The following is a 10898-nucleotide window of genomic DNA, read 5'->3' as shown; positions in this document are numbered from 1 at the left end:
AGCCAGGCCAGGGAGCGGCGACGGTCCGGGCTCACCCCATCACCCCCGGAGCAAGGCCGCGGTAGACGCGAGGGACCCGGGATCCGATGCCGCAGACCACCTCGTAGTCGATGGTCCCGGCCAGGCCCGCCAGCTCTCCCACCGTGATCTCCTCCTCGCCCTGCCCGCCGATCAGCACCACCTCGTCGCCCGGTCCCGCCTCGTCCCGGCCGCAGTCGGCCATCAGCTGGTCCATGGTCACGGTACCCGCCACCCGCCGGCGCTTCCCACCGATCAGCACGTCCGCCCGGGAAGACAGAGCCCGACGATATCCGTCCGCGTATCCGACCGGGACCGTCGCCACGACCGTTTCGCGCTCCAGACGGTAGGTGTGTCCGTAGGAGATCGCCTGGCCGGCCGGGAGGCGCCGGACCGCGGACACGGCCGAGCGCCACGTGAGCGCGGGACGGAGCCCCGCCGATGCGGCGAGGCCGTTTCCGGGATCCAGGCCGTACAGCGCGACGCCCACCCGGACCAGGTCGAGGTGGGCCTCCGGATACCGGATGGCGGCCGCGCTGTTCGCCGCGTGCCGGTAGCGGGGGACGAAGCCCGCCCCCGCCAGCTCTCGGGCGACGTCCAGGAACGCGCGGAGCTGGCGAGCGGTGGTTTCCTCGTCGTCCTCCGCCTTCGCGAAGTGGGTCCACAGCCCCTCCAGGACACACCCCGACCCGACCGCCCGCCGCACGAGCTCGAGGACGCGCTCCGGGGGGTAGAGGCCCACCCGGTGCATCCCGGTGTCCACCTTGACGTGGACCCGGGGCGTGACGTCCAGGTCTTGCCCTGCCCGGGCCAGGGCGTCCAGACCGGGGTCGGAGTACACGGTCGGCGTGATGCCCGCAGCCAGGGCATCCCGCTCCGAGCCCGGCGGGAACTCCGACAGCATCAGCAACGGCGCGCCGATCCCGGCCTCGCGGAGCTCGATGCCCTCCTCGACCAGGGCCACGCCCAGCCACGTGGCCCCCGCCTCCAGCGCGGCCCGGGCCACCTCCACGGCTCCGTGCCCGTACCCCTGGCCCTTCACCACCGCCATCAGCTCGGCGGAGGAGGGCTTCAGGACCCGGGCGTTGTGCCGGATCGCGTCCAGGTCGACCTCGGCCACGGTGGGCCGGAACCGCAGGGCCCCGGCAACCGAGGCGCCGGCTCCCCTCACGCCATCTCCATGACCCGCGCCACCGCGTCGGGGATCCGGGCCACGACGTCGCCGGCGGTGGTGCCCTCGCCCAGCTCGACCGCGGCCAGCGAGCCGGCCAGGCCGTGCAGGTACGCGGCCACGGTGGCGGCGTCGGCCGGACCGAGACCCCGGCCCAGCATCGCCGCGGTCATCCCCGTCAACACGTCGCCGGAGCCGGCCGTAGCGAGCTCCGGTCCGCCGGTGGTGTTCACGCGAACCTCGCCGCCGGGTGACGCCACCAGCATGGGGCTTCCCTTCAAGATCACCACCGCCGAGGTCTCGCCGGCCAGCTTGCGCGCGTGGCCCACCCGGTCCCGGCCGACCTCGCGGGCGGTCATGGAGGCGAGACGGCCGAACTCCCCCGCGTGCGGCGTCAGCACGGCGTCGGCCTGGCGGTCCGCCAGCTCCCCGGCCCGTCCGCCGAACGCGTTCAGCGCGTCGGCGTCCACCACCACGAGGACGGGGCAGGCTCGGACCAGGGACCGGACGAACGACGCCGTCTCGGGGTGCGTGGTGAGGCCCGGCCCCACTGCGACCGCGTCGAACTGGCCCAGCCGCTCCGTGAGGGCTTCGAGCGCCGCCTCCGCGACCGTGCCGGCCTCCGTCTCCGGCAGCGGGACGAACGTGGCCTCGGCGATCCCGGCCTGGACGACGGGAAGGATCCCCCGCGGCACCGCGGCCGTGACCAGCCCGGCCCCGGTCCGGTACGCGCTCGCCGCCATCAGCCGGACCGCCCCGGTCATGGCCCTCGACCCGCCGATGACCAGCACCACGCCGGAGGTCCGCTTGTGGTCGTCCGGCCCCCGGTGCGGCAGCAGGCCGGCCACGTCCGGGGCCTCCACCAGCAGGAGATCGCTTCGGACCAGGTCGGCCGGGAACCCGATGGGCGCGACCTCCACGATCCCGGCCCGGGCCGCACCGGGGTGCAGCACGAGCCCCGGCTTTGCGGCCCCGAAGGTCACCGTGACGGTGGCCCACACCGCGTCCCCTTCCACCGCGCCGGTCTCGCCGTTCACGCCGGAGGGGATGTCCACCGCCACGACCGGGACCGAGGCGGCATTCAGGGCCTCGATGGCCGAGGCGTGCTCGTCCTCGGGGATCCCGCGAAACCCCGTGCCGAAGATCGCGTCGACGGCCACATCGGCCCGGCCCAGCTCCCGCGCCAGGGCGGGGCCCCGCCGCACCACGACGCCCGACCCCTCCAGCCGCCGGAAGTTCTCCGCGGCGGGGTCCCGGAGGCTCGAGGGTTCGGCCAGCAGCACCGCCGTCGCGTGCATCCCGAACTGCGCCAAGTAGCGGGCGGCGACCAGCCCGTCGCCTCCGTTGTTGCCCTTCCCGCAAACGGAGACGGCCCGCCGCCCGTACAGGCCGCCCGCGGCGACGGCGGCGGCCCTGGCCACGGCCCGCCCCGCGTTCTCCATCAGGAACGCGGGGGAGATGCCCCGGGCCTGGGTCTCGCGGTCCAGGGCCGCGCTCTCGGCGGGCGACAGGATGGGCTTCATCTCTTCAGGATCCCATCGCCAGGCAGCAGGCCACCGCCGCGCCGCGCTCGTGGGCGAACGAGACCAGCAACCGCTCCGCGCCGACCTCGCGGGCCCGGGCCCGGGCCGTCCCGTCCAGATCGAGCGTGACCGCGCCGTCGTCGGAACGCACCACCCGGATCTCCCGCCACCGCCCTCCGGGGATGCCTCCCAGGGCCTTCGCGCACGCCTCCCGGGCCGCCCACCGGGCCGCGTAGCACTCCGCCCGCCGGCCCGAGCCGTCGCAGTAGGCGATCTCCTCCGCGGAGAAGATCGCGGTCACGAACCCCGGCCTCCGCTCCAGCAGGCGGGCGATCCGCCCCACGTCGACGATGTCCACGCCCATGCCGATGACGTTCACGCTGACCGGAAGCTTAATGCTCCGCCTCGGGACTCCGGCGCGCCCACGTCCGGGAGGGAGCACCGGGGCGCGGATGGGATACTCGGGCCCCAGCCCATGGACGACTCCCGGTCCCAGCCCATGGACGACTCCGGTGCTCCGATCTGGAGGAAGGCGGTCGCCCTGACCGCGGTGTTCCTCCTGGGCGGCGCGCTGGGCTACTTGGTCGGCCGGCCCTCCCGGGTGAGCGTGGCCCCGGACATCGGCACCGACCAGGTCAGGGTCCCGGAGCTGTCGGGGCTGACCGTTGAGGCCGCCACCCGGGTCCTGGAATCCCTGGGACTCGGGGCGCGGACGGCCGCACCGCAGTCGAGCGACCGCGTCCCGCAAGGAGTGGTCCTGGACCAGCACCCCGGTCGCGGCTCGATCCTGCCGCGGTTCTCCGACGTCGACCTGGTCCCATCACTGGGTCCGGGCCCGGGCGTGGGGCCCGAGTACGTGTTCGCCCGGAGCGTGCTGGTCCGCATCGACCATGCCGGGACGTACCGCTGGACGTCCCCCGCCATCGCTCTGGCCGGCCCCCCCGCATCGCTGGGCGCGAACACAAGGGTGATCGGCCGGGCCACGGTCTCCCCGTACCGGGTGTCACCGGATCCCACACCCGGGGCCACCCGCATGGAGGTGAGCTTCGATGTCTCGGGGTTCCGCTCGCCGGCGTGGTTCGTGATCCTCCGCGCCTACGCCCGCCAGCGGGAGTCCTCCGTGCAGGAGCCCTCGCTGACCGTGACGCCGCCCGAGGGCCCGGCCGGTTCCATGGTCACAGTGGAGGGGCATCTCTGCCAAGGACGATCGATCGACCCGAACGTGACGGTGCTGGCCATCGTCAGCCGCCCCGGGAAGTTCGTGGTGGGGACGTTTCGATCGAACGTGACGGCGTCGGCCTACGGGTTCATCCTCCTGATCCGGATCCCCGCTCGGTCCGATGCGTTCGAACTGGCCCGCGGGGGCCCGATCCTGCCCGGGGACCGCATCCGGTTCCAGGCCTCGCCGGCCTGCGTGACGTCGCCGGACCTCGTGGTGAACTGATCCGCCCCGCCCCGTCCGTCGCGGCCCGCGGCGGTGACGGCCGCCTACTCGACGGTGACGCTCTTGGCCAGGTTGCGGGGCTGGTCGACGTCGCAGCCCCGAATCTTGGCGATGCGGTAGGCCAGCAGCTGGAGCGGCACCGTCACCACCACCGGCGACAGCAGCTCCGGCGTCCTCGGCACGAACAGCACGTGGTCGGCCATGGAACCGATCTGGCGGTCGCCCTCCGTGGCCACGGCGATGATCCGGGCTCCCCGGGCCTTGACCTCCTGGATGTTCGACAGGATCTTCGGGTACACGTGGCACTCCGTGGCCACGGCCACCACCGGGACGCCCTCCTCCACCAGCGCGATGGCGCCGTGCTTGAGCTCGCCGGCCGCGTACCCCTCCGCGTGGATGTAGGAGATCTCCTTCAGCTTCAGCGCGCCCTCCAGGGCCGCCGGGTAGCCGGTGTGGCGGCCGATGAACAGGAAGTCCGGCGCCTGCGCGTACTGCTCCGCGATCTCGGAGACCTGCGCGTCCAGCAGCAGGGTCCGCTCCACCTGCGCGGGAAGCTCCGCCATCGACGCCACACTGTCCGTGATCTCGTGGGGGAACTTCGTCCCGCGGAGCTGGGCCAGGTACAGCGCGAGCAGGTGCAGCGCCACCATCTGGGTGGCGAACGTCTTGGTGGCAGCCACGCAGATCTCGGGACCGGCGTGGGTGTAGAGCACGCCGTCGGCCTCACGGGAGATGGACGACCCCACGGTGTTGGTGATGGCGATGACGTGCGAACCCTGGTTCCGGGCGTGCCGGACGGCCTCCAGCGTGTCGATGGTCTCGCCCGACTGGGAGACGCCCAGGGTCAGGGTCCGGCTGTCCAGGACGGGATCCCGGTACCGGAACTCCGACGCGATCTCGATCTCCACCGGGAGCCGGGTCCAGTGCTCGATGGCGTACTTGGCCACCAACCCGGAATGGAAGGCCGTGCCGCACGCCACCACGAAGACCTTGTCGACGTTACGCAGGAGGTCCTCGTTCACCCGGAGCTCGTCGAGCGACAGGTGCCCGGCCGGGCTGACCCGCCCCACCAGGGTGTCGCGGATAGCCGCGGGCTGCTCGTAGATCTCCTTCAGCATGAAGTCGTCGTAGCCGGACTTCTGGGCCCGCGCGACGTCCCAGTGCACCTCCAGCGGCGTCGCCAGGATGGGGTTCCCCTCGAAGTCGGTGATGGCCACGCCGTCGGGACCGAGCTCGACGACCTGGCCCTCCTCCAACGGGATCACCGTGCGGGTGCGCTGGAGCACGGCGGGGATGTCCGAGGCCAGCATGGTCTCTCCGTCGCCGAGGCCCACCACGAGCGGCGAGGAGACCTTCGCCCCCACGATGCGGTCGGGCTGGTCCACGGTCAGCGCGACGATGGCATAGGCGCCCTCGAGCTCCCGGACCGTGGCCCGCACCGCGTCGCCCAGGTCGCCGTCGAAGTGCTCCTCCAGCAGGTGGGCGATGCATTCGGTGTCGGTGTCGGAGACGAGGGTGTGCCCGTCCTTCTCCAGGCGCTCCCGGAGCGCCGCGAAGTTCTCGATGATCCCGTTGTGGATCACGGCGATCCGGCCGTGGCAGTCCACGTGGGGGTGGGCGTTGACGTCGGAGGGGACCCCGTGGGTTGCCCACCGGGTGTGCCCCATCCCCGCCGTGCCCGGCGGCGCGGGCTCCTCGCCCAGCGTCGCCTCCAGCACCGACAGCTTCCCCTGGCGCTTGCGCACGTGGAGGCCGCCGTCGACGATGGCGACGCCCGCCGAGTCGTATCCCCGGTATTCGAGACGCCTGAGCCCTTCGAGGATGATGGGAAGCGCTTCCTCGGGGCCGGTGTACCCCACGATTCCGCACACGATCGCTGGATGGTACCAACGCAGCCGCCGCAGTAAACCGTTCGTTGGCCCTAGGTCTCTCGGGGGGCCCCCGTGGCGTGGTTCGGCCCGGGCGGCCCCCGGCAGCCGTTTCAGCCCGGGGCGGGCCGTTTTTCAGCCCAGGGCGAGCCGGACCCGGTCGGCGATGGCCCGAGCGTGGGCGGCGGCCTCCTCCTCGGACTCCGCCTCCACCATCACCCGGACGAGCGGCTCGGTCCCCGAAGCCCGGACCAGGACCCGGCCCCGGTCCCCCAGGTCGCGCTCGGCCTCCTTCACCGCGGTCCACACGTCCGTGGCGTCCTCCAGGCCGTCGCGGTCGGCCACCTCGACGTTCTCCAGCACCTGCGGGTACCGGCGCATGCAGGCCGCCACTTCCTGGAGCGACGCTCCCCGGGCCGCGGCCAAGCTCAGGAACTTGATGGCCGTGAGCACCCCGTCGCCGGTGGTGGCGTGGTCTCGGAAGATCACGTGGCCCGACTGCTCGCCGCCCACCGCCGCCCCGGAGCGGAGCATCTCCTCCAGGACGTAGCGGTCGCCGACCTTCGTGGAGAGGACCTCGATCCCGGCGTCCTCCATGGACCGGTGGAACCCCAGGTTGGCCATGACGGTCGTCACGACGGCGTTCCCGGCCAGGCGTCCGGCGTCGCGCAACGCAAAGGCGCAGGCCGCCAGCACCTGGTCGCCGTCCACGATCGACCCGTGAGCATCGGCGAACAGGGCGCGGTCCGCGTCGCCGTCGTGCGCGACCCCCGCGTCCGCCCCCAGCCGGGCCACCGCCTCGGCGACGACCTCGGGGTGCATGGCGCCGCATCCGACGTTGATGTTGTGGCCGTCGGGGCGGTCGAACAGCGGGTGGACCTCGGCCCCCAGGCGCCGCAGGGCCTCCGGCGCCACCGCGAACGCGGCCCCGTTGGCGCAGTCCACCACCACGCGCATCCCGTCCAGGCGGCCTCCGGCGGCCGTGACGAGGTGCGCGAGGTACCGCTCGGCCGCCTCCGGAAGCTCCCGCACGTCACCGGCGGAAACGCCCTGCCGCGGAAGACCCTCCGCGAGCGCCACCTCGATCTCGTCCTCCAGCTCGTCGGGGAGCTTGTATCCCCGCTGGCCGAAGAACTTGATCCCGTTGTACTCGGGTGGGTTGTGCGATGCAGAGAGAACCGCGCCGGCCGCCGCCCCCAGGTCGACGGTCAGGAACGCCACCGCGGGGGTGGTCTGGACACCGGCCACGAGCACGTCGCCCCCGCCTGCCTGGATCCCCTCGACGAGGGCGCGCTCGAGCGTCTCCCCGGACGCGCGGGTGTCCCGGCCCACCACGAAGACGGGCCGTTCCACGCCGTGGCGGCCCAGCACGGCCACCGCGGCCATCCCGAGCGACCGGGCCACGTCGGCGGTGAGGTCACGGCCCGCCACGCCGCGAACGCCGTCGGTCCCGAACAGCCGTCCCATGGACCGCCAGCCTACCCGCGGGCCCCGCCCGCGCCCCGGAAAGCGGGGCCCCGCGAGCCGTCAGGGTGTCGTCGGATCGGCGGAACGCTCAGAATGGTGTGATGGACGATCGCCTCTCCGGGACCCTGGTCCGGATCTTCTCCACCCACTCCCTCACCGAGGGCTACCTGGCCCGGGGAAGGCTGGAGTCCGACGGGATCCCGGTGGTGCTGAAGGGCGAGGGAGAGGGCCCCTACCGCATGGGGCCCGTGCACCTGTGGGTGCCGGTGGAGCTCGAGATCCAGGCGCGCTTGATTCTCGAGGAGATCGGGCGGGGTTCGGTTCGCGTGCACGACGACGAGGACCTCCTGGAGGGAACGAACTGGGACGAGGCCGAGACGGCACCTCCGTCCGAGTAGCGCCTCGGCTTCCGGCCGGCGGCTACCCGCTTCGAGCCGGCGACTACCGCTTCGAGTACTGAGGAGCCTTGCGAGCCTTCTTCAGGCCGTACTTGCGCCGCTCCTTCTCGCGGGCGTCCCGGGTCAGCATGCCCTCGCTCTTGAGGGCCGGCCGCAGCTCGAGGTCGAGCTCGAGGAGGGCGCGGGCGATACCGTGGCGGAGCGCCCCCGCCTGGCCGCTCACGCCGCCGCCGCCCAGGTGGGCCAGCACGTCGAGCTCCTTCTCCTTGCCCACCAGGCGAAGGGGCTCGGTGACGATCATCCGGTGGGCCCGGGTGGTGAAGTACTCCTCCAGGGAGCGGCCGTTCAGCTCGAAGCGGCCCGTCCCCGGGATCACCCGCACCCGGGCCACGGCCTCCTTTCGCCGTCCCGTTCCATTCGAAGCGGCCTGTGCCATCTAGCTCTCCTCGCTGGTCTTGCGGGACCGCCGGCGACCGCGCGCGGGCTTCTCCTCCGCCGCAGCCGTCTTCGGGGCCGGGGCGGAACGCGCGGTGGACTTCTTCGCGGTGGTCTTCGCCGTCGTCTTCGTTGTGCCCCGCTTCGCCGTGCTCCGGGCGGTGCCCTTCGCCGAGGTCCGCTTGGCCCCGGCTCGCTTGGCGGCCGGCTTGGCCTGCGGAGCGGCCTCGCCGCGGCGTCCCTTGGGCCGCCGCGCGGCCTCCTGCTTGGTGGGGCGTGCAGCCTTCGGCTTCGGCGCCGGGAGCCCCGTCCACGCGGGAACCTCCCCCAGCGCGAGCGGGGAGGGCTGCTGGGCCTGGTGGGGATGCTCGGGACCCTCGTACACCTGGAGCTTGCGGACCATGGCCCGCCCCAGGCGGTTCTTGGGAAGCATGCCCTTGATGGCCTTCTCCACCACGAACACCGGCCGCTCGGCCAACAGGCGCGAGTACCGCGTCTCCCGAAGCCCGCCCGGATAGCCCGAGTGGTGGTAGGCGATCTTCTTCTCTTCCTTGCCCCCGGTCAGGCGGATGCCGCGGGCGTTGATCACGATGACGTGGTCGCCGGTGTCGGCGTGGGGAGCGAAGATCGGCTTGTGCTTGCCCCGCAGGATCTTCGCCACCTCCGACGCCAGGCGGCCCAGCACGGCACCGTCGGCATCCACGACGAACCAGCGTCGCTCGATGTCCTGCGGTTTCGGGGTGTAGGTCTTCATACGAAAAGAAGCGGCCGGAACGCGGCCGACACGCAATGCTACCTGCGAGAACGCACCACCGTCAAAGGCGAGAAGCGATAGGGAGAAAGGGACCTGGACCCGTCGGGACCGCCGTGGCGGCTCGCGTCCACGCCAGTCCCGAGCGGCTTCGGTGAGCCACTCCTTTGGAAGCCGGCGAGCCGTTAAGCGGCGCTGGCTTGAGTCGCGTCCTAGTACGCGGCTTGGTCCGCCATCTCGGCCACCGTCGGAGGAACCTTCACGTTCACGTTCCCCAGCACATCCGAGCCAAGAACCTTCTCCTGGAACGACTTGGCCGCCTCGGCGGAATCGAACTCCACCCTCAGGAATATCTCGTTGGGGTTATCAACGCCACGAAGCATCGTGTGTCCCTTGGCGACTTGCCTGCGACCCAGAGGGTCCGAGTCGAACTGCTGCTTGAAGGCGTCGAAGTCTCCCTCGAATACCCCGACAAGAAAAGCCATACGGATACCTCCCGTCCTTGTTGATGCCGACCGCCGACCGAGAGTCGAGCCTATTCCCACCTGCTCCTGGCCGCAAACTGGGACGAGGGCCAGCGATGGACGGCACCCACTCACCCAGCCCACTGAGCCACACCGCGGTCCAATCGTTGACGACCTCACCGGCCATCGATCGGGCGGAACCCGGGACGGGCGTCGCCCGTACCGTCGCAGTTTCCCTGGCCGCCCTATTGGGAGGGCCGTCACGCCATTACCACTCAGGTCACATGCGAATTGTCCGTTCTGGAAGTCGGCGATCGCGGCCGCCCCTCCCCATCAGGGCTGCCTCACCGGGAACTCCACATCGATGAGTTCGCACACGCGGGCAACCAGGCCTCGGTCATAGACACGCAGAGCCGGGTGGTCTCCTACGACTCTGAACCCCCGAGAGGCGAGCGGGCCGGAGAGGGCGGTGTCCTGGGCGGCGATCTCATCGCGGAGGGGTCGGTGCAAATCCAGCGCCGACGACGGAGTCGCTCGCAAGAAGGGTCGAGTAGCCTCGTGCACAGCTAGAGCTTGCCACGGCCGTAGACGACGCGCTCGAGCGTGAGGCCGTGAGGTGGCGCCATCTGGGCGGCGGCGGCCCGGTCGCGGGCCTCCAGGACGGCGGGCATCGAATCGGCCGGCATCTTGCCCTTCCCCACGGCCACCAGCGTGCCCACCAGGCTCCGCATCATCTGATGGCAGAACGCGTTCGCCCGCGCGCCGATCTCCACGCGATCGCCCCGCACGGAGACGGATAGCCGCTCCACCCGGCGAACGGTGGAAGCGGGCGGGGTCCGAGCCCGGCAGAACGACGCGAAGTCGTGCTCCCCCACCAGATCGCCCGCCGCTCGCCGCATCGCCGGGAGGGACAGCTCCCCGGGCCGATGCCATACGAACCTGGCCGTGAACGCATCCGGCCACGCCCCCGTGTCGATGCGGTAGCGATACTCCCGAGCCGTCGCGCTCAGCCGAGCGTCGAACCCGTCCGGCGCCCGCTTCGCGCTGACCACGACCACCTCCGGCGCGAGCATGCGGTTCAGCGACCGCTGGATGCGCGCGGGGTCGGCCTCGGCCGTGAACGAGACGACCTGGCCGCGCGCATGCACGCCCGTGTCCGTGCGCCCGGCCGCCGACAGGTCCGGCACGTCCCCGAGAATCCGACCGAGGCTGTCCTCGAGCACGCCGTGCACGGTCCGAACCCCGCCAAGCTGCCGAGCCCACCCATGAAACCGGGTCCCGTCATACGCCAGCACGAGCTTGATGACACCCACGGTGGCGCAAGGTTAGTGATCCGGCCGCATGGAACGAGTGCAGGCG

Annotated in this window: 10 protein-coding genes and 1 pseudogene; 2 read left to right on the top strand and 9 right to left on the bottom strand. The window is 72.0% G+C overall.

From position 1 onward, the window contains the following. Positions 1-31 precede the first annotated feature (31 nt). The 3 genes from alr to M3Q23_18260 are packed head-to-tail and all read right to left on the bottom strand — an operon-like array spanning position 32 to position 3091. The gene (gene alr / locus M3Q23_18270) at positions 32-1189 is read right to left on the bottom strand and encodes an alanine racemase (GenBank protein MDP9343996.1); all 1158 of its coding nucleotides are present in this window, start codon (positions 1187-1189) and stop codon (positions 32-34) included. After that, on the bottom strand, positions 1186-2712 hold the full coding sequence (locus tag M3Q23_18265; protein ID MDP9343995.1) for an NAD(P)H-hydrate dehydratase: 1527 nt from the start codon (positions 2710-2712) through the stop codon (positions 1186-1188). Before M3Q23_18265 ends, alr begins: the two co-directional genes overlap by 4 nt. A gap of 4 nt (positions 2713-2716) precedes the next feature. Further along, positions 2717-3091 (bottom strand): holo-ACP synthase, encoded by a 375-nt coding sequence (locus M3Q23_18260; protein ID MDP9343994.1) that lies wholly within the window; start codon positions 3089-3091, stop codon positions 2717-2719. A gap of 96 nt (positions 3092-3187) precedes the next feature. Between M3Q23_18260 and M3Q23_18255 the strand changes: the two genes are divergently transcribed. Further along, positions 3188-4156 carry a PASTA domain-containing protein gene (locus M3Q23_18255; protein MDP9343993.1) on the top strand — a complete coding sequence of 323 codons (969 nt, stop codon included), beginning with the start codon at positions 3188-3190 and terminating at the stop codon, positions 4154-4156. 44 nt (positions 4157-4200) lie between these two features. On the opposite strand, the gene glmS is transcribed toward M3Q23_18255, so the two are convergent. Both glmS and glmM read right to left on the bottom strand, forming a co-directional pair. Then, positions 4201-6027: a glutamine--fructose-6-phosphate transaminase (isomerizing) gene (gene glmS / locus M3Q23_18250; GenBank protein ID MDP9343992.1), complete on the bottom strand. Its 1827-nt coding sequence runs from the start codon at positions 6025-6027 to the stop codon at positions 4201-4203. 132 nt (positions 6028-6159) lie between these two features. Further along, positions 6160-7491: a phosphoglucosamine mutase gene (glmM, locus tag M3Q23_18245; protein MDP9343991.1), complete on the bottom strand. Its 1332-nt coding sequence runs from the start codon at positions 7489-7491 to the stop codon at positions 6160-6162. Between the two features lie 101 nt (positions 7492-7592). Here glmM and M3Q23_18240 point away from each other — a divergent pair, with 101 nt between their 5' ends. Then, positions 7593-7889 carry a DUF2007 domain-containing protein gene (locus M3Q23_18240; protein ID MDP9343990.1) on the top strand — a complete coding sequence of 99 codons (297 nt, stop codon included), beginning with the start codon at positions 7593-7595 and terminating at the stop codon, positions 7887-7889. Positions 7890-7932: 43 nt separating this feature from the next. On the opposite strand, the gene rpsI is transcribed toward M3Q23_18240, so the two are convergent. The 4 genes and pseudogenes from rpsI to truA form a co-directional block, all read right to left on the bottom strand. Next, entirely contained in the window at positions 7933-8325 is a 393-nt protein-coding gene (rpsI, locus tag M3Q23_18235) for a 30S ribosomal protein S9 (GenBank protein MDP9343989.1), read from the bottom strand. Positions 8326-8637: 312 nt separating this feature from the next. Continuing rightward, positions 8638-9078: pseudogene (gene rplM / locus M3Q23_18230) on the bottom strand (50S ribosomal protein L13). Positions 9079-9287: 209 nt separating this feature from the next. Continuing rightward, on the bottom strand, positions 9288-9560 hold the full coding sequence (locus M3Q23_18225) for a hypothetical protein (GenBank protein MDP9343988.1): 273 nt from the start codon (positions 9558-9560) through the stop codon (positions 9288-9290). Positions 9561-10105: 545 nt separating this feature from the next. Next, the gene (gene truA / locus M3Q23_18220; GenBank protein ID MDP9343987.1) at positions 10106-10852 is read right to left on the bottom strand and encodes a tRNA pseudouridine(38-40) synthase TruA; all 747 of its coding nucleotides are present in this window, start codon (positions 10850-10852) and stop codon (positions 10106-10108) included. Positions 10853-10898 lie beyond the last annotated feature (46 nt).

This window comes from Actinomycetota bacterium, from assembly GCA_030774015.1.
GTDB lineage: Bacteria > Actinomycetota > UBA4738 > UBA4738 > JACQTL01 > JALYLZ01.
The sequence above is the reverse complement of the archived record's forward strand: the minus strand, read 5'-3'. Positions and strand labels throughout refer to the sequence as shown.

What these genes read in the sequence shown, in the direction of transcription:
- M3Q23_18240 (MDP9343990.1), top strand. Translation starts at nt 7,593, where the DNA reads ATGGACGATCGCCTCTCCGGGACCCTGGTCCGGATCTTCTCCACCCAC.
- M3Q23_18265 (MDP9343995.1), bottom strand. Translation starts at nt 2,712, where the DNA reads ATGAAGCCCATCCTGTCGCCCGCCGAGAGCGCGGCCCTGGACCGCGAG.
- glmM (MDP9343991.1), bottom strand. Translation starts at nt 7,491, where the DNA reads ATGGGACGGCTGTTCGGGACCGACGGCGTTCGCGGCGTGGCGGGCCGT.
- M3Q23_18225 (MDP9343988.1), bottom strand. Translation starts at nt 9,560, where the DNA reads ATGGCTTTTCTTGTCGGGGTATTCGAGGGAGACTTCGACGCCTTCAAG.
- M3Q23_18255 (MDP9343993.1), top strand. Translation starts at nt 3,188, where the DNA reads ATGGACGACTCCCGGTCCCAGCCCATGGACGACTCCGGTGCTCCGATC.
- rpsI (MDP9343989.1), bottom strand. Translation starts at nt 8,325, where the DNA reads ATGGCACAGGCCGCTTCGAATGGAACGGGACGGCGAAAGGAGGCCGTG.